This window comes from Herbiconiux dendrobii, assembly GCF_052048175.1.
In the GTDB taxonomy this organism is placed as follows: Bacteria; Actinomycetota; Actinomycetes; order Actinomycetales; family Microbacteriaceae; genus Herbiconiux.
The window spans coordinates 1-22,879 of the sequence record NZ_JBLZQV010000001.1 but is presented as its reverse complement, the minus strand read 5'-3'; the positions used below and the strand labels follow the sequence as shown (position 1 = coordinate 22,879).

Genomic DNA, 22,879 nt, shown 5'->3' with positions numbered 1-22,879 from the left:
CCCATGCGGACGCGCTCTCTCACCCTCCGAACCGCCGGCGCCCTGCTCGCCTTGGCGGCCTTCGGCGCGCCCGCCCTGGCCTCCACCCCCACCTCCGCAAACCCCGCGCAGACAACCCCCGCCTCCGCGAACCCCACGTCGGCAACCCCCGCCTCCGCGAACGCCACGTCGGCCACCTCCGCCTCCGCGAACCCCACGTCAGCCACCTCCGTCTCCGACGCACCCGCCACCGACGAACCCACACCCGGCGCCGCCGTGCCGGATTCCGCTGCCAGCCCGGATCCCACCGCGACCCCCGATCCGACCGTGACCCCCGATCCCGCTGCGGCACCCGATCCCGCAGCGACACCCGCGCCCGAGCCGGAAACCCCCACCCCCGGGACACCGCTGCCCACTCCGACACCGACGCCGGCCCCCACCCCGGAACCCACGTCACCACCGGCCCCCACCCCAGCCCCCACATCGACCCCACCGACGCCCACCGCAACCCCCACCGCAACCCCCACCCCTGCGCCGACCGCGGCACCGACCCCCACGCCCACCCCCGCCGTCGCCGAGCCCACGCCGCTGCCGGCCTCCACCTGGGTCGCCACCACCGCCCCCGCGCCCGGCGAGGTGCTGCTGCAGTCCGACGCCGCAGGCATCGACTACGCCGTCGACATCGCGTGGGCCCCGCCCTCACCGCCCGCCACCACCACCCCCGCATCCACCGGCGCCGCATCCGCCACCACCACGACCCCCGCCACCATCACCCCCGCATCCGTTCTCGGGTACCGCGTCGAGCTGTTCTCGGGTCGCTCGGTCACGGCATCCGGATCGCTGATCGCCCGCACCGAGGTCGACGCGGCCACCACCCGCTACCGCGTCGAGGGCGTCTCGTTCGGCGCAGGCGCGGTGACGGCCCGCATCACGCTGCTCGACGGCGCGGAGGCCCTGCCCGACCCCTTGGTCAGCGCCTCACTCAGCCTCCCCGCCTCCAGCACCGGCACCCTCTCGACCGCCCGCGCCGGCGTTCCCGAGCTCGCCGCACCCACCTCCGACGGCTTCACCGCCACCTGGACCGCACCCACGAGCGACATCACCCCCGCCGGTTATGTGCTGCGCGTGCTCGAGCGCCGCCACGACCTCGCCGCCCCCACCGCCAACTTCTTCATCGCGACGACGCTCGATGTCGGCGCCACCACCCGGGCGGTCGTCACCGGCCTGCAGGGCGACAGCCGCTACGTGGCCGCGGTGGTCGCCTACGACCTCGTCGACGGCGTTGCCCGCTACCGCCCCTCCTCCGCCACCAGCGGCGCCCCGGGTTGGGCGAGCGAGTATCCCGCCCAGACCTTGGGTGAGCGCACCCCCAGCACCGAGTTCTCCGCCCGGCCCGCCGCCGCCACCGCCCTCTCGGCGCGCGTGCTCGACTGGCAGGGCACGGCCACCACCGGCCGTTTCACCGGCGGATCCCCCATCACCGGCTACCGCGTCGAGCTGCACCAGCGGGGCGTCGGGCTGGTGAGCACGCAGCAGGTCGCGGTGACCGACCCGGCCGCCGACCCGCGAACGAACTTCGCCGGCCTCACCCCCGGTGCCGACTACTCCATCCGGGTCGCCGCCGTGAACGCCGTGGGCGTCGGCGAGCTCTCCGACTTCAGCCCCGTCACCACCCTGCCCGCGGGCTCCACCCCGGGCAGCCGCCCCCCGGCCTTCACCGACCGGGCCGCCCTCGACGCCGCCATCGCGGCCGGAACCGTCGGGGTCGACCGCAGCGGCGCCAACGCCTCCCTCACCGTCGAGCAGGGTGCGGATGCCGTGGTCGGCCTCCCCTGGACCTCGGCCCAGAGCGGCGAGGCCTGGTGGTACGGCTCCCGCACCTTCGCAGGCCCCGTCAGCACGAACGGCACAAGCACCGGCACGGGCTCGGGCTCGGGCACCAGCGGCGGCACCGCCGCCGCATCCGTCACCCTCAGCACCGCCGGCCTCCCGGTCGGCACGCACTGGCTGCTCTTCGTCACCGACACCGAGCTCGACGGCGACCCAGCCCCCGCCGGCGGCCGCGCCACCGCGGTGCAGGTCACCGTCACCCCCAGCACCGCGGCCGTGCTGCAGCTCGAGAACGCCGTGCTCCGCTGGGGCCTGAACGACGAGGCGAACAACGGCGCCTACTTCGGCGGCTGCAACTTCCTCTCGGCCGGCCGCACCCCCGATCCGGGCGGCTCGGCGCTGTTCACCGCGGCGCAGTACGCGAACGTCTCCGAGAACGTCAGCATCCAGAAACCGGATGCCTCGGGCCAGTACGTGAGGGCGAACTGGGACACCAAGTGCCTCGACCGCACCGGCGCCCCCCTCAGCTCGGGCACCGCCACGCCCTACGGCGGCAACCAGTTCGTGATGACCGGCGGCACCGGCGAGGTCGACCGCGCCACCGGCAGCGCGAGCATCCGCTGGGACGGCGACGTCACCGTGGCCTACTACGGCGGCCTCACCTTCTGGTACCTCAGCGACCCGGTGCTCACCGTGCAGAACGGCACCGGCACCCTCACCGCCACCGCCGGCGGCTTCGGCACCGACATGGACAACCAGACGAAGTGGGTGCCCCTGCCCGACCGCACCGTCACCCTCGCCGTCTTCAGCGGCGTGCAGGTGGACGCCGACGGCTTCACCGTCACCCCCGACTATCGCGGGGTCGCGGTCGCGCTGCCCGCCGGCGCGACGCCGCAGGCGCAGTCCGGGGCCGACTGGGGCGCGTTCCCGCAGAGCTTCATCGACTTCCAGCTCGAGACCGGCCAGGCCGCGTACTGGTACTCCAGCGGTGGGCAGGCGGATGGCGCCAAGCCCGCGCAGCCCTTCGTGGTGGGCTACGACGCCGCCACCTTCACGCCCCCCGCCGCACCCGCTCCAGCGGCCGAGGAGCAGGCCGGCGCCCGGGCGCCCGTCGCCAAGCTCCCGCCGGCGCGCCTGCCGATGGTCGCGGCGCCGGCCGCCGCCGCCCCGGGAGCGAGTGCACTCACCGCGTCGTCCCTCGGCCCAGCCGGATCCGTCGTGATCGTCGAGGCTCCGGCGGCACAGTCACTCGGCCAGGACGTGGTGCTGCTCCTGCTCGCCCTGGTGGTGCTGCTCGGCCTGATCGTGGTGATCGTCGGGGCCGGCGGTGGATTCGTCCTGCTGAGCGGCGCCGCCACCCGATCCGCAAATTAATTAGGCGTGCCTAACCTAATTAAGGCTAGGCTGTCCTTATCCTGCTGATCTGCTGGGAACGGCGGCGTTGAGTGCCCTGAGCCCGGCCTTCTTCGACTCGGAGCACCTCCATGACATCCCCCCGTATCCGCAGGCGCACCGGCGCCGCTGTCGCGACCGGCCTCACGGCCGCGCTCGCCCTCTCCGGCCTGGCGGCAGCGCCCGCCCTGGCTGCAACTCCCGCAGCCCCGGCCGCCGCTCCCTCAGCCGCCACACCCACCGCCGGCACCGTCTCCGACGCCGTCTTCCAGTGGGGCCTCAGCAAAGAGGTCGGCAACCGCGCCTTCGCCCCCGGCACCTACAACTTCCTGAGCGCCGGCATCGCGCCGAAGGCCGACGCCGCCGACACCATCTCCGAGAGCGAGTGGAAGTCGACCGACGGCAACGTCAGCATCCTGAAGCCCGACACGGCCGGCGCCTTCTCGGCCGCCACCTGGTCGAACATCAAGACCGACCCCTCGGGCGCGGCCATCACGAGCCCCACCAGCGGTAAATTCTCCGGCGTCACCGCCGCGATCTCCGCGGGAACCGGCACCCTGGACGCCGAGGCCGACGACGCCGACATCCAGTGGGACGGCGACTTCACCGTGGCGTTCTACAGCGGCATGACGCAGTTCTCGATCAGCGATCCGCACCTCACCGTCGAGAACGGCACCGGCACCGTCACCGCCACACTCAACGGCTACGGCACCGACATGAACGACACCTCGGTGTTCACCCCCCTGCCCGAGAAGGAGGTGACGATCGCCTCGCTGACCGGCGTCGACGTCACCCCCTCCGGCATCGCCTCCTCGCCCGACTACCTCGGCGTCGCCCTCACGCTGCCCGCGACGGCCACCCCGCAGGTCGCCACCGGTGACGCCTGGGGCGCCTTCCCGCAGAGCTTCGTCGACTACCAGCTGCAGACCGGCCAGTCCTCGTACTGGTACTCCAGCGGAGGGTCGACGGATGCCGCCAAGGTCGCCACGCCCCTGACGGTCGCCTACACGGTCACCCCGCCCGCGGCCGCCCCCAGCGTCACGGTCTCCAAGACCACCGGGCTGAACCCCAGCGGCGAGACCATCACCGTCACCGGCACCGGCTTCACGCCGCACGCCCCCGAGACCACCGGCACCCGCCCGCCGCTGGCCGGCAAGTTCGCCGGCGCCTACGTCACCTTCGGCACCTTCCTCGACACCTGGAAGCCCTCCGAGGGTGCACCTGCGACCGCTCGCAAGTCGCTCAGCAGCACCACCAAGTGGGTTCTGGACGCGGCCGACGTCGAGACCGTGGGCGGCGCGAGCCGCGGCGCCGTCGCGCTCGACGCCGAGGGGGGCTTCAGCTTCACCATCGACGTCGTGAAGGGCTTCTCGGGAGCGCTGGCCGACGGCACCTTCGGCGTGTACACCTACGCCGCGGGCGGAGCGGTCTACGCCCCGTTCGAGACCTTCACCCCGGTCACCTTCGCCGACCCCGCCGTCGACCGCATCGAGGGCGCCGACCGCTACGAGGTCGCCGTGAACGTGTCGAAGAAGGCCTACCCCACCGAGTCGGGCTCCGACGTCGCCTACGTCGTCACCGGCACCACCTTCGCCGACGCCCTGAGCGCCGCCCCCGCCGCCGTCAAGGAGAAGGCTCCCCTGCTGCTGACGACTCCGGATGCGCTCCCCGCCGCGGTGAAGACCGAGCTGCAGCGCCTCTCCCCCGACAAGATCGTGATCGTCGGCGGACCGAACTCCGTCTCCCCCGAGGTCGAGGCCGAGCTCGAGAAGCTGTCTGCGAACGTCGTGCGCATCTCCGGCGCCGACCGCTACGAGGCCTCGCGCAACGTCGTCGACGCCGTCTTCGGCAGCGCCGGCGCGAAGAACGCCTACGTCGCCACGGGCGCGAACTTCCCCGACGCCCTCTCGGCGAGCGCGGCCGGCGGCTCCACGTCGACCCCCGTGCTCCTGGTGAACGGCGGCGCCTCGTCGATCGACGCGCCCACCACCGCGCTGCTCGGCGAGCTCGGTGTGGACACCGTGTCGATCGCCGGCGGCCCGAACTCGGTCTCCGAGGGCGTCAAGACCTCGATCGAGGCCCTGAACGGCAAGACGGATCCCGCCAAGAAGGTCGTCGTGACCCGCCTGTCGGGCGCCGACCGCTTCGCCGCCTCGATCAGCATCAACAACAGCGCCTTCAGCTGGGCGAACACGGTCTACCTGGCCACGGGCTACAACTACCCCGACGCCCTCGCCGGTGCCGCTCTGGCCGGTCTCAAGGGATCGCCGCTGTACGTGGTGCCCGGCGACTGCGTGCCGCAGGGCGTGCTGGCCGACATCGACCGGCTCGGCGCCGGCCAGGTGACCCTGCTGGGCGGGCCGAACTCGCTCAGCGCGAAGGTCGCCTCGCTCACCGCCTGCGCCTTCTGATCACCTAGCAGCCGCACCACTGAGGGGCCATCCGGATTCCGGATGGCCCCTCTTGTGTTTTAGGTAAGGCTTACCTAAGTTTGTAGGTATGGAGAGTTTCCCCCTCGAGGCGGGCGTCACCCCGCACGTGCTGCTGGCCGGCGACACCACCGACCTCGTCCCCATCCGCCGCATCCTGGGCGAGCTGCCCGACGACGCCTACGGCCAGGTCTACCTGGAGATCGTGTCGCCGATCCAGATCCGTCAGCTCGAGCGGCCCGCGGGCGTGAACCTCACCTGGCTGCGCCGCGACCTGGTGCCGCATGGCCTCCGTGAGATCGCCCCGCGCGGCGAACTCATCCGCTCGGCCGTCACCGCCTGGGTCTCCGAATGGATGCCCGAGGCCCCGGCCGAGGGCGGCGAGCGCATCCACCTCTGGGTCGGCTGCAACGCCAGCCCCCGTGTCGGCTCGATGTACCGCGAGCTCGCCTCCCGCCTCTCGGCGGGCCCCACCGAGCCCTGACCCGCCCCTCCCCGCCTCCAACGACGGAGTTCCGCCCCGTTCGCGGGCAACGACGGATCGTCAGTCCGTATCAGCGGCGACCCTCCGTCGTTACACCGCTCCCGCCAGGCGCATCGTGGCGCCGGCCTGCGCCGCGAACGCCGTCGCGGTGGCCGCGATCGTGCGCTGCATCACCTGCACCGCCCGGGTGGGCGCGAGCCCCACGGGGCGCGCCACACTGATCGTGCGGGTGAGCGTCGGCTCCTCCAGCCGCACCGAGCGCAGCGCCGGCCGGTCGATCAGCACCGTCGCCGGCACGATCGCCACCCCGAGCCCGCGTTCCACGAAGCGCAGCACGGCATCCATCTCGGCGCCCTCCAGCACCACGTCGGGCGTCAGCCCGGCCGCACGGAACGCGACGTCGCTCGCGATCCGCACGTCGTAGCTCGAACTGAACACGATCAGCGGCAGACGAGCCACCTCGGCCAAGCGGATGGCGTCGCCGTCCACAAGTGGATCGGCGGCCCCCGAGGAGATCACCACGAGTTCCTCGGCCAGCAGCGGCGACACGTCGAAGCGCGAGGCCGGGGCATCCGAGGTCGTGATCAGGGCGAGGTCCAGCTCGCCGGCCGCCAGCTCGTCGAGCAACCGCCACGACCCCTGCTCCGACAGGTGCAGCTCGATCGCCGGATGCGCCGCGTGGAACGCACTCAGCACCTCGGTCACGAGGCTGATGCAGAGCGTCGGCGTGGCCCCCAGTCGCACCCGTCCGCGTTCCAGCCCGGCCAGCTCGGCGAGTTCGCGCCGCACCGAGTCGGCGTCGGCGAGCATCCGTCGGGCCAAAGGCAGCAGCGACTCCCCCGCGGTCGTGAGCGTGCTGCCGCCGCGTGCCCGCCGGAACAGCTCGGCGCCCAGATCCTGCTCCAGCGAGCCGATCTGCCGGCTCAGCGAGGGCTGCGCCAGGTGCAGCTGCTCGGCCGCCCGGGTGAAGTTGCCCACGTTCGCCACCTCGACGAAGGCGCGCAGCTGTTCGAGATTCATATCCATAGCCTAGGCGCATCATGCCGACCCGATATATGCATTGGACGGATGCAAGAGCCCGACCTAGCCTCGAAGCATGAGTTCTTCAAGCCCCTCCGAACGTCAGATCTCCACCACCGTGCTCGTCATCGGCACGGGCGGTTCGGGCCTGCGCGCCGCCATCGAGCTGGCCGAGGCCGGCGTCGACGTGCTGGCCGTGGGCAAGCGCCCCAAGTCGGATGCGCACACCTCGCTCGCCGCCGGCGGCATCAACGCGGCCCTCGCCACCATGGACCCGGAGGACAGCTGGCAGCAGCACGCCGCCGACACCCTGCAGGAGTCGTACCTGCTCGCCAACCCGCACACCGTGCAGATCGTCACCGAGGGTGCCGCCCAGGGCATCGACGACCTCGAGCGCTACGGCATGCCCTTCGCCCGCGAGGAGGACGGCCGCATCTCACAGCGCTTCTTCGGCGCCCACACCTTCCGCCGCACGGCCTTCGCCGGCGACTACACGGGCCTGGAGATCCAGCGCACGCTCATCAACCGCGCCACCCAGCTCGAGCTCCCCATCCTCGACCGCGTCTACATCACGCGCCTGCTCACGAACGACGACGGCGCCATCTTCGGCGCCTACGGCTTCGACCTCGAAGACGGCACGCGCTACCTCATCCACGCGGATGCCGTCATCCTCGCCGCGGGCGGCCACAACCGCATCTGGCGCCGCACCTCCTCCCGGCGCGACGAGAACACGGGAGACTCCTTCCGCCTGGCCGTCGAGGCCGGCGGGCGCCTGCGCGACCCGGAGCTCGTGCAGTTCCACCCGAGCGGCATCATCGAGCCCGAGAACGCGGCCGGCACGCTCATCTCCGAGGCGGCCCGCGGCGAGGGCGGCATCCTGCGCAACGGCCTCGGCGAGCGCTTCATGGCCCGTTACGACCCCGAGCGGATGGAGCTCTCCACCCGCGACCGCGTGGCCCTGGCCGCCTACACCGAGATCAAGGAGGGGCGCGGCACGGTCAACGGCGGTGTCTGGCTGGACGTCTCGCACCTGCCCCGCGAGACGATCATGACCCGCCTCCCCCGCGTCTACCAGACCATGCTCGAGCTGCAGATGCTCGACATCACGGTCGACCCGATCGAGATCGCGCCCACCGCGCACTACTCGATGGGCGGCGTCTGGGTGCGGCCCGACGACCACGCCACCGACGTGCCCGGCCTCTACGCCATCGGCGAGGCCTCCTCGGGCCTGCACGGCGCCAACCGCCTCGGCGGCAACTCGCTGATCGAGCTGCTCGTCTTCGGCCGCATCGTCGGTCAGGCCGCGGCCGACTATGCGGCGGCCCTGCCCGCCCAGAAGCGCTCGAAGGCGGCGACGGATGCGGCCCGCACCGAGATCGCCGACCTCCTGGCGGCCGACGGCCCCGAGAACGTGCGCGCGCTCCAGCGCGCCATCCGCAACACCATGACCGAGCACGCCGGCGTGGTGCGCGACGAGGAGGGCCTCACCAAGGGCCTGGCCGAGCTCGACGCCATCGAGGCGCGCATGGCCGCGATCGGCGTGCATCCGGATGTCGCCGGCTACCACGACCTCGCCCACGCCTTCGACCTCAAGTCGGCTGCCCTGGCGGCCCGCGCCACCCTCGAGGCGGCCCGTGAGCGTCGCGAGACTCGCGGATGCCACAACCGCAGCGACTTCCCCGAGCTCGACCCCGCCCTGCAGGTCAACCTCGTCTGGAGCCCCACCGCGGGCATCACCCGCGAGTCCATCCCCCCGATCCCCGAGGAGATCGCGTCCCACATGCGTGAGGTCGCCACGGTCGGCAAGCTCCTCGAATAGCAGCCCCCTCGGGGGCGGGGAATTTAGTTGTGGCGACAAGTGTTTTACTGGACACTATGACGAACGCAGCCGATCTCCTCGCCCCCGACACCACCATGGGAGCCGTCACGCTCCGGGTGGGGAACCTCGACCGCATGGTCGCCTACTACCGCGACGCCGTGGCGCTCGACGTCATCTCGCAGCAGGGCGACATCGCGGTGCTCGGCCGCGGCGGCGTGCCCTCGATGGTGCTGCAGCATGCCCCCGAGCTGAAGAGCCCGGGCTCCCGCGAGGCGGGTCTGTTCCACACGGCCATCCTGTTCGACACCGAGCAGGCCCTGGCCGCCGCCGTGTACTCGGTCGCGCAGCGCTTCCCGAACTCCTTCACCGGGTCGTCCGACCACCTGGTGTCGAAGGCCTTCTACTTCACCGACCCCGAGAACAACGGCGTCGAGCTCTACTGGGACCGCGACCGCAGCACCTGGAGCTGGACCCACGGTCAGCTCGAGATGTCGACCCTCTACCTCGACCCCAACGCCTTCCTGCAGGAGCACCTCACCCCGGCGGTCGTCGACGAACCTCGGATCGGCGCCGCCACCATCGGCCACGTCCACCTCTCGGTGGGCGACGTGCCGCAGGCGCGCGACTTCTACGTCGACAAGCTCGGCTTCGAGGTCACCACCACCTACGGTCCCAGCGCCCTGTTCGTCTCCGCCGGCGGCTACCACCACCACATGGCGATGAACGTCTGGAACTCCGCCGGCGCCGGCCGCCGTCAGCCCACGCTCGGCCTCGGCCAGGTCGAGATCGTGCTCCCGGATGCCGACGCGGTGGCCGCGACCGACGAACGCCTGCGCCACCACGGCCTGCAGACCGCCGACGACGGTGCCACCGTCACGGTCTCCGACCCCTGGAACAACACCATCCTGCTCCGTTCGGCGTAGGCTCCGGCCCAACGACGGATGCGGGTGCATCCGCGGGAGGGATCGGACCTGATGGACTTCGGACTACTCGTACTGCGCCTCGTGGTCGGCGGCGCCTTCGTCGGCCACGGCATCCAGAAGCTCAGCACCGGGCTCGGCGGGCACGGCCTGGACGGCACCACGCAGATGATGCAGAACCTCGAGATGCACCCGGCGAAGCCGAACGCCCTGGCGGCCGGCATCGCCGAGGCCGGTGGTGGCGCCGCGCTCGCTCTGGGCCTCGCGACCCCCGTGGCCGCCACGGGCCTGGTGGCCACGATGGTCACCGCCATCAGCAAGGTGCACGCCAAGAACGGCCCGTGGAACGCCGGCGGCGGCTACGAGTACAACGCGGTGCTGATCGCCGCGGTCACCGCCATCGCGTCCGCCGGTCCGGGCCGGGCATCCGTCGACGCCGCCTTCGGCAAGGCGAGCTGGGGCGCCAAGGCCGGGGTCTTCGCGCTGGCGGCCGGGGCAGCGGGCGCCGCCGGAGCCATCCTCCTCGGCAAGCGGATGGCGCGTGCCGGGGCCGGAGCGGACGCCGAAGCCGACGCCGCATCCGACCCCGGCGAGGCCTGAGCTCACCCCTCGCGAACAGTCCGCAGGAAGCTCTCGACGTGCTGCTGCACCGCGAGAACGCGCTGCTGCCGCGCCGCCTCCACGTCGAACCCGACGTACGCCAGGGGCGGCCGGCGGCGCGCGTTCGCCGAGCACTCGAACCCGGCGCAGGCCAGCACGCCCACGGTGTTGCCGTTGCGCCCGGCCGCGCCCGCGCGCTTGGCACTGAACAGCACCACGTCGTTGGGCAGTGTCACGTCTTCGCACCACGAGCACTGCGGCCGGGTGCGGATGCGCCCGTCGGCCTGGCGCAGCAGAACGCCCACCACGTCGTCGGCCACGCGGCCCACGACGTAGCCGACCGCCGGCAGCTTGGGATCCCGCCAGCCGAGGAAGTCGCGGCTGGCCCAGTCGAGCGCCTCGAAGCCGGCCGGGAGGGTGAGTGTGCCGCGCTCGCGCTGCGAGGCGTTCACGAACGAGGTGCGGATGTCTTTTTCGGTCAGAGAATGCATGAGGAGATGTCCTTCAGAGAAACCGCCGGCGGAGGGCGCAGCGGGAAGCGGGGTGGAGGGCAGGGAGCGGATCCGGACGACCCGGATGCTCTACCTGACGTCGGCGGATGACGCGCCGACGACCTCCTGACGCCCCGAGGGCAGACCGCGTTCCATCTCGTTCACACCCTGAAGCCTACGCCCGCCCGGCCCGAGCCCGGGCGGGCCCGGCATTTCCGGTCGCCGATGGGCGGTTTCCTGCCATTCTCGACCGACCGCCGCATCCGCCTCCCCGACACCCGCGAGACTGGTCGACAACCGACGCCCGCCGCCCGCCGCCCGCCACGCGGCACTCGGCGTGGCCCGCAGCACGACGAACTGGAGCCCGATGCCCGCCCCGATCGACGACCTCCTGCGCCCGCCGACCGAGTCCTCCGCCCTGGCCCTCGAGGTGGCTCGGCACTGGAGCTCCCCCGAGCTGGCCGACCACTCCCTGCGCTCCTGGGCCTGGGCGCGCACCCTCGGCGACTCGCTGGGGCTCGACTACGACCCCGAGCTGCTCTTCGTCGCGGCCATGCTGCACGACCTCGGCGTCACCCCCGCCTTCGACTCGCACTCCCTGCCCTTCGAGACGGCGGGCGGCGCAGCGGCCTGGGTGTTCGCGGCCGGGGCAGGCTGGCCAGAGGCGCGCCGCACCCGCGTGCTCGAGGTGATCGAGCGGCACATGTGGGTGAGCGTCGATCCGGCTCAGGATGCCGAGGGCTACCTGCTCGAGGCCGCCACCAGTCTCGATGTGGCCGGCGCCGATCCCCAGCTCTGGGATCCCGCCGTGCTCGCCGCCGTCACCGCGCGCGTGCCGCGGCGGGACTTCTCGGCCCGATTCGCCGAGGCGATCCACGACCAGGCGACCCTCAAGCCGCAGTGCGCCGCCGCCCGCCTGAACCGCTCGGGCCGCATCCCCGCCGGGGCCGAGGCCTGGACGACGTTCGCCCCCTGAGCGACTGCGGCCGAGCCGAGCCCGCGGCCGAGACCGAGGCGGCCGACCGCGGATCAGCTGAGCGTCGACGGATCGGGCGACCGTCAGCAGATCAGACCGATGCGGCGGCCGGGCAGTGCAGCTGCGTGCGCTCGCCCGTGCGGTCGATCTCGTGCCGCGCCATCGCCTGGCCGCAGAGCGGGCAGCGCGGATCGGCCGGCGGCACGTACGGCGCCTCGGCGCGCCCGATGCCCACCTGCGCCGGTCCCGTGAACATGAACACGATGCGGTTGAGGTTGTTGAGGAACCCCGGTTTGCCGTCGAACGGGTTCATCGGGTTGGGCTCGCGGGTTTTCTTTCGTGCCATAACAATTAGTATACTAACTAATTATGGGAACCAGTCAGACGGATGCCACGACCACCGTCCCCGCCGACGACCTGCTCGCCCTCGACCGCCAGCTCTGCTTCGCCCTGGCCGTCGCCTCGCGCACCGTGATCGGCGCTTACAAGCCGATCCTCGAGCCGCTCGGGCTCACGCATCCGCAGTACCTGGTGATGCTCGCGCTCTGGGAACGCGCCCCGCGCTCGCTCTCCGAGCTCGCCGAGGTGCTGCGCCTGGAGCCGGCCACCCTCTCCCCGTTGGTGAAACGCCTGGAGGCCGCCGGGCTGGTCACCCGCGAGCGCTCGGCCGCCGACGAGCGCCAGCTCGCCCTGCGCCTCACCGAGGCCGGCGCCGCCCTCCGCGCGCACGCCGAGCAGGTCCCCCCTCAGGTCGTCGAGGCCCTCGGGGTCGATGTCGACGAACTCCTCGAGCTGCACGCCCGCCTCAGCGCCATCATCCAGCGCATCGCGCCGCTCGCCACGACCTGACCCGACCGCCCGCTCGGGGCTGGAGCCCCCCGAACAGGCTTCTCAACGAGCCGTGACGGTCAGCGCGGGCGAGGAGGGTGCCGCGGATGCCGCGACCTGCAGCCCCACCCGAACGGACTGCCCCGCTGCCAGCGCCCCGGCCCAGTCCGCACCGGTGCAGGTGATCGACGTCTTCGGCACCGCCGTGCAGGTCATGCCCCAGGCGTTCACCACACCGGTGACCGTCGGATCGCGCCAGCTGACGGACCAGCCGGCCGTCTTCGCGCTCGCCGTCACGAGCACCTCGGCGACGTAGCCCTCGCCCCACGCGCTCTGCAGCATCCAGGTCGCCGAGACCGCCCCGCCCGTGGCCGGCGGCGGCGTCGGGGTGACGGTCGGCGTCGGAGTGGGCGTTGCGGTCGGCGTCGGCGTAGCCGTCGGAGTCGGAGTCGGCGGAGCAGTCGGTTTCGGCGTGGCCGTCGGCGTCGGCGTGGGCGTGGGCGTGGGCGTCGGCTTGGGCGTTGAGGTCGGCTTAGGCGTGGCGGTCGGTGTCGGCGTGACGGTCGGCGCGGGCGTCGGCGTCACCACCGACCCCGCCCCGATCAGCGGCTTCAGCGCGGCCAGCTTCGCGGTCTGCGGTGTCGTCCAGTCGTCTTTCACCAGTCCGCCGGTGTCGCCGCTGTTCGGGTTGAACGACCAGTACGCGAAGCTCATCTTCTTCGTGCCGAGATAGCTCACGAGCGAGGCCAGCCACTGCTTGTCGCTGGTGGTCTCGTACGTCGTGCCGAACTCGCCGAGCAGCACCGGGGCGATCTTCTTGGTCACGATGAAGCCCCAGTTCTTCTCCCACACCGCCGGCAGGTTCGCCGGGTAGTCGGATGCCTGGAACCAGGTCTGGTTGTACACCGTCGACGGGTAGTCGTGCGGCGAGTACACGACCTGGTTCGGCACCTTCAGCGTCACTGGCTTGCTCGCGACGCCGGAGAGCCCGCCGCCCCACCAGGTCGAGCCGCCCGAGGGCTGCCGCTCGACGCCCTCCACCAGGATGAGCAGCTTCGGGTTCACGGCCAGCACGGCGTCGCCGGCCCGCGTGGCGGCGGCCTGCCAGTCGGTGGCCGGGTCCCCGCACCCCCAGCACGCGGTGCCGTGCGGCTCGTTGTGCAGGTCGAAACCGATCACCGACGACTGCGTCTTGTAGCGCGCCGCGAGCATCGTCCAGTCGGCGATCCACTGCTTCTCGCTGTAGCGGCCGGTGTACCAGAGCTCGGACTGCGAGCCGGAGTCGGGGCGGTGCCGATCGAGGATGACGTTGAGCCCGTACGTCTTCGCCCGCGCGATCACGGCATCCATCAGCTTCAGCGGGCTGAGCGACACCAGCGTCGGGTTCACCTGCTGGTTGATCGAGTTCGACGACGACTGCGCCAGGCACTCGTTCGAGAACGGCAGCCGGATGGTGTTGAAGCCCATCGAGGCGATCTGCGCGAGCCCCTGGTCCAGCGAGATCGACCACAGCCCGTGCGGCGCGCAGTTCGAGGTCTCCATGCCGAACCAGTTGGCGGCCTTCACCACGTAGGTGCTGCCGGAGGCGGTCGTGATGCTCGCGCCGCTGGTGTGCAGAAAGCCGGGAAGCGTCGCGGCCGAGGCCGGCGCCACCGACGTCACCGCCCCGCCCACGGCGAGCGCCACGGCGGCCAGCACGGCGATCACCCGCCGCCGCAGCGGCGACCCGGCTCCAGAACGACTACGCATCGACTCTCCCCCCAAGGAGATCCAGACCGCGGCCACCCACCCGAGTGGAAACCCGCGACCGACCCGATCCCAGACTACCCGAGGCCGCCGGAGGCGAGAAGTGCCGGGGCGGGGCTCGCGCGGCCGGCCGCCGATCCAGTAGCGTTTCGGCATGGTCGCCCCGCTCTGGTCCGTCGCCTATCGCCTCGTCTTCGCCGCGCTGGCGCTCGTCGCCGTGGGCGCCTAGTTCCAGGTGACGCTGGCGAACGACTTCGGAATCGTCGACTTCTTCTCGTACTTCACCAACCTCGGCAACCTGATCGCCATCGCGATCTTCGTGGTCGGTGCGGTGCGCACGCTGCGCCGGATGCCCGAGTCGGGCACCGCAGACCGGCTGCGCTTCATCTCGGTGGTCAACATGGTCTTCATCGGCCTGGTCTTCAACTTCCTGCTGACCGGGGTCGACGTCGGGGCGGTGCTGCCGTGGGTGAACGTCGTCGTGCACATCGTGATGCCGCTCGCGGTGCTGCTGGACTGGATCCTGATCCCACCGCACCGGCCGCTCGCCTGGCGCCTGCTCTGGATCGGGCTCGTCTTCCCCGTCGTCTACAGCCTCTACTCGCTGGTGCGCGGCGCGATCACGGGCTTCTACCCGTACCCGTTCTACAACCCGGCCGCGCTCGGCGGCTACGGCCCGGTGGCGCTCTACCTGGTGGCCCTGATCGTGGGCCTCACGGCGGTGTCGGCGCTGGTGCTGCTGCTCGGCCGCCGACGGCGCAGCGCTGTCCAGGGCTGAGACGGACTGGGGTCCGGTCGCATCGGCTTCTGGGACCTAACCATTCGTGCAGCGCGCGGCGACCGGACCCTCCGATCCTGCCCGCCGCCCGCGACCCGTGGCGGGGATCGCGCGCGCGAAGATCCGCCGATCTTGACGCCCGGGCAAAGCCGAGCGGCACGCCCGGACCGGGGTGAGCAGAAACACCACCTCCGGACCGGCTTGATTCCCCGCCGGTCGCGCCGGTCCGGCAGTCGTCGCCCCGGAGAGCCGAACCTACCGTTGGCTCGGAGAGAACGAGGAGGTTCCGTGACCATCGCAACACCCGCACCCACGGTGCAGTCCGCCGAGAGCACGGTGCACTCGCCCGGCAGCCAGGCGCTGGCCGACGCGCACGCCCAGCTCGCCGAGGCCATCGCCTTCCACGACTACGACGAGGGAACCCACGCGATGCTCAAGGCCTCGCGCCGCGAGCTCACCGTCAGCATCCCGCTGCGTCGCGACGACGGCACCGTCGAAGTGCTCACCGGCTACCGCATCCAGCACAACATCTCCCGCGGCCCGGCCAAGGGCGGCCTGCGCTTCAGCCCCGACGTGAACGTCGACGAGGTGCGCGCCCTCGCCATGTGGATGACCTGGAAGTGCGCGCTCCTCGACGTGCCCTACGGCGGAGCCAAGGGCGGGGTCGCGATCGATCCGCGCCGCTACTCCAGCGCCGAGCTCGAACGGGTCACCCGCCGCTACACCACCGAGATCCTGCCGATCATCGGCCCGCAACGCGACATCCCGGCCCCCGACATCGGCACCGACGAGCGCGTGATGGCCTGGATGATGGACACCTACTCCGTCAGTCTGGGCCACACCGTACCCGGCGTCGTCACCGGCAAACCGCTGAGCCTCGGCGGCTCGCTCGGCCGCTCCAGCGCCACCTCGCGCGGAGTCGTGCACGTGGCACTCGCCGCCCTCGAGTCCGCCGGCATCGAACCCGCGGGCGCGACCGCCGTGGTGCAGGGCTTCGGCAAGGTCGGGCGTGACGCGGCGCGCTTCCTGCACCAGGCCGGTGTGCACGTGGTCGCCGTGGCCGACCAGTACGGGGCGGTCCACGCCGAGTCGGGACTGGACGTCGAGCGACTGTGCCGCCACGTCGACGAGCACGGCACCGTGGTCGGCTTCCCCGGGTCGGCGCCGCTGGAGGGAGCGGAAGCGCTCGAGCTCGACGTCGACCTGCTGGTGCCCGCCGCCGTCGAAGGCGTGCTGAACGCCGAGAACGCCGGCCGCATCCGAGCCCGGATCGTGGTCGAGGGCGCGAACGGCCCCACCACCCGCGAGGCCGACCACATCCTGTCCGATGCGGGCGTGGTCGTGGTGCCCGACATCCTCGCCAACGCCGGCGGCGTGATCGTCTCCTACTTCGAGTGGGTGCAGTCGAACCAGTCGTTCCGGTGGGGTCTCGACGAGGTCGAGTCCCGCCTTGAAGAGCGGATGCGCAGCGGCTGGACGGCCGTCACCGACTTCGCGGCCCACCACGGCATCACCCTCCGCGCCGCCGCGACCGCCCTGGCGGTGCAGCGCGTCACCGAGGCGCACCGTCTCCGCGGCCTCTACCCCTGATCACCGAAGGCGGTCGCCGCGTTCACGAGGGCGAGGTGGCTGAGCCCCTGCGGGAGGTTGCCCAGAAAGCGCCCCGTCGTGGGCTCGATCATCTCGGAGTAGAGCCCGACGTCGTTGGCGGCCGCGACCAGAGCGTCCATCCGGGTGGTCGCCTCGGTCCGGTCGCCGAGCTCGGCGAGCGCCTGCACCAGCCAGAAGCTGCAGGCCACGAAGGTGCCCTCCTCCCGGTCGACCCCGGAGTAGCGGTACACGTGCGGCCCCACGGCGAGCTCCTCGACGATGCGGTCCACGGTCGCCCGCATCCGCTCCTCCGGCCCGAAGTCGCTCGAGGCGTGCAGCAGCACGGAGGCGTCCAGCACCTCGGAGCCCGGGTACATCACGTAGGCCTGCTTCTTCTTCGACCACCCGTGCTTCGCGATCCAGCGCTCCAGCAACCGCCGGTTCTTCTGCCACCGCGCGAGCGACTCGGCGGACGGCTTGATCTCGCCGAGCTCCGCCAGCCGGCAGGCGTCTTCGAGCGCGCGCCAGCAGCCGATCTTGCTCGTCGTGTAGTGCCGCTTCTCGGGCAGCTCCCACATCCCCGAGTCCTTCTTCGGCCACATCCGGCAGGCACTGTCGGCGAAACCGCACAGCAGCTCACCGGTGTTGCCGTCCAGGATGTTGCCGGCCTCCACGTACTGCCGCATGATGCCGAGCACATCGGCATAGACACCCAGTTGCAACTGCCCGCCGGCCTGGTTGCCGGTGTCGACGGGGCCGATGCCCTGCCAGCCTTCCGCATCCGTTCGCTGCAGCCCCGGCGCCGTGCCGCCCTGCAGTGTGTAGAAGATGCCGAGCTCGCCGCCGTGCGCCTTCATGGTGGAGAGCACCCACGACACGGCCGCGTGCGTCTCCTCACGCAAGCCGAAGCGGGTCAGCGCGCCGACGGTGTAGGCGAGGTCGCGCACCCAGGCGAAGCGGTAGTCGTAGTTCTTGCCGCCCTCCACGTTCTCGGGCAGGCCGGTGGTGGCCGCGGCGGCGATCGCGCCGGTGGGCGAGTAGATCAGCAGCTTGAGCGCCAGTACGCTGCGGTGCACCGCCTCGGCCCAGGGCCCGTCGTAGGAGAACACCTCCGACCAGCCCGCCCAGTTGTCGATGGTGCGGTCGATCCCCTGGTCGACGATCCGCGGATCGGGCAGATGGATCGGCTCGTCGTCGGTGCCGCAGAGCGCGATCAGGTGCCGCGAGCCGATCGACGTCGTGAACGCCCCCTCGAATCGCAAGGGGCCATCGGATGCCTCGCCGCGTGCCTTCAAGCGGGCGTCCTCCCGCGCGTCCTCGCCTTCGCGTGCATCCGATCGCCCGTGCTCGAACCCCACGAGCACCAGATCCACCGTGCCCACCTTCAGCACGGGCCCGTACAGCGTCTCCACCCGCTGCACCGGCTCCTCCACGAACAGCGGCCCCGGCACGACCTCCCAGGTGAAGTCCACCGACCCCCGGGTGCCCTCGATCCGGCGGGCCAGCTCGGCCCACGGCAGCCTCCCGGCCACCCCCGTCACGAGGGCATCCGTCACCACGGCCTCACCGCCGGGCGTCGTGAACGTGGAGCGCAGCACATTGGTCCCGGGCGCGTACTCCCGCCTCGACCGGAACGGGCCGACCGGGCGCAGGGCAAAATATCCGCCGGAGTGCGCATCCACGAGTCCGGCGAACACCGGTGCGGTGTCGAGCGCGGGCATCGGCAACCAGTCGATCTGCCCGTCGCGAGCGATCGCGGCCACTGTGCGGCCATCGCCGATCATGGCGTAGTCGCGCAGTTCGGCGTAGCCCTCGGGCGTGCGGAGCGAGTCAGATCGTGGCAACGGAACCCGAATCCACGCGGTAGTTCGACCCGTTCACGAAGGAGGCCGCCTCCGAGCACAGGAACAACACGACGTTGGCGCCCTCGTCGGGCTCGCCCCGCCGCTTGAGCTCCATGTGGGGCCGTTCCTCGTCGAAGAACGACTCGATCGCCTCCTCGGTCGGCACCCCGAGCTCCTCGCCGCGCTTGTGCATCGTGGCGTCGGTCATCGGCGTCTGGATGACGGCGGGCGAGACCGCGTTCACGCGCAGCCCCTCCAGCGCGTACGAGCGCGACAGCCCCTTGGCGAGCGCCAGGATGCCGGCCTCGGCCGCGCGGTAGGGGAGCTCGTCGTCGTAAGGCTGCACCAGGATCCCGGCAGCGAAGGCGTGCAGGCGGTCCTCCGGCGCATCGAGTTCGGCGGCCGCCTCGTCCAGCTCGTCCTCGTCGATGTCGGAGGTCACCACGGTGACCCCTTCCGCGAGCAGCAGGCGGGCGGTGCGCCAGCCGATGCCGGAGTCGCCGCCCGTCACGAGCGCCGTCCTTCCGGTGATTCCCAGATCCATCCGTCGGGTCCTTCCACAGGGGGGGTGGGTCGTCTGCCGGAGAGCTCCGCGGTGGTCCCTGCAGAGCTCCCCGGCGTCACGCGAGCGAGGTCACTCGTCGTCGGCGCCCCCACCGGAGGCGGTGTCGGCGCCGTCGCTGCTGTCGCTGCCGTCGGATCCCGATCCGTCCGGGAGTCCCTCGGCGTCGGGGCGCTTCTCGTCGCTCGGATCCGTAGGAGTGTTCTTGTCGTCGCTCATGATGGTTCCTTTCGTAGCGGGTGGGTCATCGATGTCGATCAGGATCGATCCTGTCGGGTCAGTGAACCGGCGTACCGCCGGTCACGGCGATCGTCTCGCCGCTGATGTAGCTGGCCTCCTGCGAGGCGAGCATCACGAACGGCGGAGCGAGTTCCACCGGCTGGCCGGGGCGGCCGTAGGCCGCCTCGCTGCCGAACGACTCGATCTTCTCGTTCGGCACGAAGGCTGGCTGCAGCGGGGTCCACACCGGGCCGGGCGCGACGCCGTTGACCCGGATACCGCGCTCGGCGAGCTGCTGGGCCATCGCCCGGGTCCAGTTCGCGATCCCGGCCTTCGAGACGGCGTACTCGGCCAGCTGCGGCGAGGGGTTGAAGCCCTGGATGCTCGAGCAGGTCACGATCGACGCACCCGGCTCCAGGTGCGGCGACGCCGCCTTGGTGAGCCAGAACAGCGGGTAGATGTTGGTCTTCAGCACGTGGTCGAGGGTTTCGGTCTCGAAGTCGTCGATGCTGTCGACGGTCGGCATGGTGCCGGCGATGATGGCGAGGATGTCGACGCCGCCGAATTCCTCGACGGTCTTCTGCACCAGCGCTGCGTTGGTGGCCTCGTCTTGCAGGTCGCCCGGGAACAGCAGCGCCTTCTGGCCCGCCGCCTCCACGAGGGCGGCGACCTCTTCGGCCTGCTTCTGCTCCACCGGCAGGTACGACAGGGCCACGTCGGCGCCCTCCCGGGCGTACGCGATGGCGACGGCACGGCCGATACCGGAATCGGCGCCGGTCACGATCGCCTTCCGCCCGGCGAGCCGTCCGGAGCCCACGTAGCTCTCCTCGCCGTGGTCGGGCGCGGGGTCCATCTCGTGGATGTCACCGGGCGCCGACTGCTGCTGCGGCGGGAACGGCGGGTTGGGGTACTGCTTGATCGGATCCTGGGGTGTGTAGATCGTGGACATGGGCTTCACCGTACGACGGTCGGGCCCACCCGGCCATGGGATTGACAGAAGCCTCCGAGACAGCTGAATCCCGGCCGTCAACCCCTCGGCGGCATTCCCCAAGGGGCGTAGCGTCGCTAGTCGGATCATCGAAAGGATCACCACCATGGCCACCACCCTCGAACGCTCCGTGAACGCCCCCGCCGACGGCGGTGCGAAGACCACCCGCCGGCAGAACGCCGAGAAGGGCTTCACCGCCTCGAAGGAGCTGACCGACGACCTGCAGAAGGTGCTCGTCGACCTGATCGAGCTGCACCTGCAGGGCAAGCAGGCCCACTGGAACGTGGTGGGCAAGAACTTCCGCGACCTGCACCTGCAGCTCGACGAGATCATCGACGCCGCCCGCGAGTTCAGCGACGTGGTCGCCGAGCGTCTCCGCGCGCTGCACGCGGTTCCGGATGGGCGCAGCGACACGGTCGCAGCCACCACGACGCTGCCGGAGTACCCCAACGGCGAGGTCCTCACCACCGACACCGTCGACCTCATCACCCAGCGCCTCGAAGCCACGGTCGGCACCATCCGCGAGGTGCACGACTCGGTCGACGAGGCCGACCCCACCAGCGCCGACATCCTGCACGGCATCATCGAGAAGCTCGAGCAGTACGCCTGGATGGTCAGCGCCGAGAACCGCACCCCCGCCAAGCGCCGCTGAGCCGGCCGCCTGGAAGTGCCCGCCCGGAGTCCGGGCGGGCACTTCTGCTTTCTCGGCTACTCGCTCCCGCTACTCGTCTGGCACCACGGCGATCGCTGTGATCTCCACGAGCGCGCCAGGCCGCGCCGGCGCCACCGAGAGCACGGTCACGGCCGTGCGCCGACGCCCCCACACCGTGGCCGACNGTGCCCGCCCGGAGTCCGGGCGGGCACTTCTGCTTTCTCGGCTACTCGCTCCCGCTACTCGTCTGGCACCACGGCGATCGCTGTGATCTCCACGAGCGCGCCAGGCCGCGCCGGCGCCACCGAGAGCACGGTCACGGCCGTGCGCCGACGCCCCCACACCGTGGCCGACGCCGCATAGGCCTCGTTCGGATCCACGCCTGGAGCGAGGTGGATCGTCATCGACACCACCTGCTCGGGTGCGGATCCGGCCTCGGCCAAGACGGCCAGGACGTTCCGCAGGGCCTGGGCCGTCTGCGCCTCGAGCCCCACGGCGAGCTCGCCCGTGCGGTCGACCCCGTTCTGGCCTCCGATGTACAGCATCCGGGCGCCCGCCGCGGCGATCATCCCCTGCGCGAAGGCGGGGTTGGACGGCACATCCGGCGGATCGACCGGCGTCGGTAGATTCATTTCGAGCTCCACTTCTCGCTCCCGATGCGAGAAGTATGCCCCTCACCACCGCGCGGCCGGAAGGCTCGCCAGAGAATCTTGGCGTGCGCCGACTTGGCGCGTTCGATCCCCCGGTCGTCGCCGCGCAGCGTGCACACCCACTCCGCCATCCGGCTGCCTACAGCGCTCAGCACGAGCGCCAGGTCCGCATGCGCCGCCGGCGGCACCGCGGCTTCCTCCGCCGGCATCCGGCCACGGCGCGCCAGCGAGCCCTCGAGGTGCCGCCGCGTCAGCTCCGCCACGCCGATGGCGTGTGCGTTGATGATGGAATGCGCGGCCCCTTCGATCTCCCAACTGCGCGCATCCCGAGCTCGCTTCCTGAGCCGCGTATGGAACCTCCGGGGCGACGTGCGATCCAGCTCCCCTCGGATGAACAGGGTGCGGGCCTGCACGAGTTCGATGCGGTCGCTGATCCGGTACCGCAGCATGTGCGGCAGCACGGTCAAGAAATAGACGGCACCGCACAGGATGTAGGCCGACAGCGCCGTCAGGGCCAGGTGCGGGGTCTCGTGCACAGCGGACTGCGCGAAGCGGATGCCCTGAACGCCCGCCGCGGACTCCGCCTCGTTGATCACGGGGCTCACCAGCACCGCGTCCGTCAGCTCCGGCCGGCGGATGAGGAGCTCGGTCACCACCTGCGTACCCATGGAGTGTCCGAGCACCACAGGGTTCTCCAGACCGTAGTGCTGGATCACCCCGTCGACCTGCTCGGCGAAGTAGTCAGCGGTGGGCTGCTCGTGCGGCCGCGGCATGCCCGCGAACCCCGGCAGATCCAGGGCATAGACCGGACCGTGCTCAGCCAGGGCCGGCGCCAAGAACTCGAAGTACGTCGCTGCCACTCCCACGCCGGCCACGAGCACGAATGCCCGTTCCGCCGTGCAACCGTCGACGGTGACCCGCGTCACGCGGGTGGCACCGGCGGTGGACGTCACCCGCTCCACCTCGAGCCGGATGGGGGAGTCTGATTCGCTCATTGCTACAGCCTGCCTTAACTGAAAAAGGGCCAGCCCGAAGGCTGGCCCTTTTCAAAGTAAGTCCGGCGGTGTCCTACTCTCCCACAA

At 71.4% G+C, this 22,879-nt stretch carries 21 protein-coding genes; 11 read left to right on the top strand and 10 right to left on the bottom strand.

All coding sequences use genetic code 11. The features are described from left to right. Positions 1 to 3: 3 nt before the first annotated feature. From ACN4JJ_RS00105 to ACN4JJ_RS00095, 3 genes are all read left to right on the top strand, one after another. Positions 4 to 3,183: a fibronectin type III domain-containing protein gene (locus ACN4JJ_RS00105; protein ID WP_440707869.1), complete on the top strand. Its 3,180-nt coding sequence runs from the start codon at positions 4 to 6 to the stop codon at positions 3,181 to 3,183. Between the two features lie 110 nt (positions 3,184 to 3,293). Further along, positions 3,294 to 5,612 carry a cell wall-binding repeat-containing protein gene (locus ACN4JJ_RS00100; protein ID WP_440707868.1) on the top strand — a complete coding sequence of 773 codons (2,319 nt, stop codon included), beginning with the start codon at positions 3,294 to 3,296 and terminating at the stop codon, positions 5,610 to 5,612. An 88-nt stretch (positions 5,613 to 5,700) separates the two neighbouring features. Continuing rightward, a complete protein-coding gene (locus ACN4JJ_RS00095; RefSeq protein WP_440707867.1) occupies positions 5,701 to 6,114 on the top strand; it encodes an SIP domain-containing protein in 414 nt (137 codons plus the stop codon). A 90-nt stretch (positions 6,115 to 6,204) separates the two neighbouring features. Here the strand turns inward: ACN4JJ_RS00095 and ACN4JJ_RS00090 are convergent, their stop codons facing one another. Continuing rightward, entirely contained in the window at positions 6,205 to 7,134 is a 930-nt protein-coding gene (locus ACN4JJ_RS00090; RefSeq protein ID WP_440707866.1) for a LysR family transcriptional regulator, read from the bottom strand. A gap of 76 nt (positions 7,135 to 7,210) precedes the next feature. Here ACN4JJ_RS00090 and ACN4JJ_RS00085 point away from each other — a divergent pair, with 76 nt between their 5' ends. Genes ACN4JJ_RS00085 through ACN4JJ_RS00075 form a run of 3 tightly spaced genes read left to right on the top strand, consistent with a single transcriptional unit; the run spans position 7,211 to position 10,473 of the window. Continuing rightward, positions 7,211 to 8,953: an L-aspartate oxidase gene (locus ACN4JJ_RS00085; RefSeq protein ID WP_440707865.1), complete on the top strand. Its 1,743-nt coding sequence runs from the start codon at positions 7,211 to 7,213 to the stop codon at positions 8,951 to 8,953. Positions 8,954 to 9,009: 56 nt separating this feature from the next. Beyond that, positions 9,010 to 9,876 carry a VOC family protein gene (locus ACN4JJ_RS00080; protein WP_440707864.1) on the top strand — a complete coding sequence of 289 codons (867 nt, stop codon included), beginning with the start codon at positions 9,010 to 9,012 and terminating at the stop codon, positions 9,874 to 9,876. A 51-nt stretch (positions 9,877 to 9,927) separates the two neighbouring features. Continuing rightward, a complete protein-coding gene (locus tag ACN4JJ_RS00075; RefSeq protein ID WP_440707863.1) occupies positions 9,928 to 10,473 on the top strand; it encodes a DoxX family protein in 546 nt (181 codons plus the stop codon). Positions 10,474 to 10,475: 2 nt separating this feature from the next. Here ACN4JJ_RS00075 and ACN4JJ_RS00070 read toward each other — a convergent pair whose 3' ends face one another. Further along, positions 10,476 to 10,964: an FBP domain-containing protein gene (locus tag ACN4JJ_RS00070; protein ID WP_440707862.1), complete on the bottom strand. Its 489-nt coding sequence runs from the start codon at positions 10,962 to 10,964 to the stop codon at positions 10,476 to 10,478. A gap of 367 nt (positions 10,965 to 11,331) precedes the next feature. Between ACN4JJ_RS00070 and ACN4JJ_RS00065 the strand changes: the two genes are divergently transcribed. Next, positions 11,332 to 11,940 (top strand): HD domain-containing protein, encoded by a 609-nt coding sequence (locus ACN4JJ_RS00065; protein ID WP_440707861.1) that lies wholly within the window; start codon positions 11,332 to 11,334, stop codon positions 11,938 to 11,940. Between the two features lie 91 nt (positions 11,941 to 12,031). On the opposite strand, the gene ACN4JJ_RS00060 is transcribed toward ACN4JJ_RS00065, so the two are convergent. Further along, the gene (locus tag ACN4JJ_RS00060) at positions 12,032 to 12,286 is read right to left on the bottom strand and encodes a hypothetical protein (protein WP_440707860.1); all 255 of its coding nucleotides are present in this window, start codon (positions 12,284 to 12,286) and stop codon (positions 12,032 to 12,034) included. 23 nt (positions 12,287 to 12,309) lie between these two features. Between ACN4JJ_RS00060 and ACN4JJ_RS00055 the strand changes: the two genes are divergently transcribed. Then, complete coding sequence (locus ACN4JJ_RS00055) at positions 12,310 to 12,789, top strand: MarR family winged helix-turn-helix transcriptional regulator (RefSeq protein ID WP_440707859.1); 480 nt, start codon at positions 12,310 to 12,312, stop codon at positions 12,787 to 12,789. A gap of 42 nt (positions 12,790 to 12,831) precedes the next feature. Here ACN4JJ_RS00055 and ACN4JJ_RS00050 read toward each other — a convergent pair whose 3' ends face one another. Beyond that, on the bottom strand, positions 12,832 to 14,517 hold the full coding sequence (locus ACN4JJ_RS00050; protein WP_440707858.1) for a cellulase family glycosylhydrolase: 1,686 nt from the start codon (positions 14,515 to 14,517) through the stop codon (positions 12,832 to 12,834). Positions 14,518 to 14,749: 232 nt separating this feature from the next. On the opposite strand from ACN4JJ_RS00050, the gene ACN4JJ_RS00045 reads away from it, so the two are divergent. Together ACN4JJ_RS00045 and ACN4JJ_RS00040 are read left to right on the top strand one after the other, a co-directional pair. Further along, positions 14,750 to 15,292, top strand: a complete 543-nt coding sequence (locus ACN4JJ_RS00045) for a Pr6Pr family membrane protein (RefSeq protein ID WP_440707857.1) — start codon at positions 14,750 to 14,752, stop codon at positions 15,290 to 15,292. 294 nt (positions 15,293 to 15,586) lie between these two features. Further along, entirely contained in the window at positions 15,587 to 16,882 is a 1,296-nt protein-coding gene (locus ACN4JJ_RS00040) for a Glu/Leu/Phe/Val family dehydrogenase (RefSeq protein WP_440708772.1), read from the top strand. On the opposite strand, the gene ACN4JJ_RS00035 is transcribed toward ACN4JJ_RS00040, so the two are convergent. The 4 genes from ACN4JJ_RS00035 to ACN4JJ_RS00020 form a co-directional block, all read right to left on the bottom strand. Next, positions 16,873 to 18,726 (bottom strand): glycoside hydrolase family 15 protein, encoded by a 1,854-nt coding sequence (locus ACN4JJ_RS00035; protein WP_440707856.1) that lies wholly within the window; start codon positions 18,724 to 18,726, stop codon positions 16,873 to 16,875. The two genes, ACN4JJ_RS00040 and ACN4JJ_RS00035, sit on opposite strands and share 10 nt — an antisense overlap. Further along, entirely contained in the window at positions 18,713 to 19,270 is a 558-nt protein-coding gene (locus tag ACN4JJ_RS00030; protein WP_440707855.1) for an SDR family NAD(P)-dependent oxidoreductase, read from the bottom strand. Before ACN4JJ_RS00030 ends, ACN4JJ_RS00035 begins: the two co-directional genes overlap by 14 nt. 90 nt (positions 19,271 to 19,360) lie before the next feature. After that, positions 19,361 to 19,507, bottom strand: a complete 147-nt coding sequence (locus tag ACN4JJ_RS00025; protein ID WP_440707854.1) for a hypothetical protein — start codon at positions 19,505 to 19,507, stop codon at positions 19,361 to 19,363. 58 nt (positions 19,508 to 19,565) lie between these two features. Then, positions 19,566 to 20,456 (bottom strand): SDR family oxidoreductase, encoded by an 891-nt coding sequence (locus ACN4JJ_RS00020; protein WP_440707853.1) that lies wholly within the window; start codon positions 20,454 to 20,456, stop codon positions 19,566 to 19,568. A 145-nt stretch (positions 20,457 to 20,601) separates the two neighbouring features. Here ACN4JJ_RS00020 and ACN4JJ_RS00015 point away from each other — a divergent pair, with 145 nt between their 5' ends. Then, the gene (locus ACN4JJ_RS00015; protein WP_440707852.1) at positions 20,602 to 21,147 is read left to right on the top strand and encodes a Dps family protein; all 546 of its coding nucleotides are present in this window, start codon (positions 20,602 to 20,604) and stop codon (positions 21,145 to 21,147) included. Positions 21,148 to 21,386: 239 nt separating this feature from the next. Here ACN4JJ_RS00015 and ACN4JJ_RS00010 read toward each other — a convergent pair whose 3' ends face one another. Beyond that, positions 21,387 to 21,779, bottom strand: coding sequence for a RidA family protein (locus ACN4JJ_RS00010; RefSeq protein WP_440707851.1), 393 nt, complete (start codon positions 21,777 to 21,779; stop codon positions 21,387 to 21,389). Next, entirely contained in the window at positions 21,776 to 22,792 is a 1,017-nt protein-coding gene (locus tag ACN4JJ_RS00005; RefSeq protein ID WP_440707850.1) for an alpha/beta fold hydrolase, read from the bottom strand. The genes ACN4JJ_RS00010 and ACN4JJ_RS00005 overlap by 4 nt, the downstream gene beginning before the upstream one ends. Between the last annotated feature and the right edge of the window lie 87 nt (positions 22,793 to 22,879).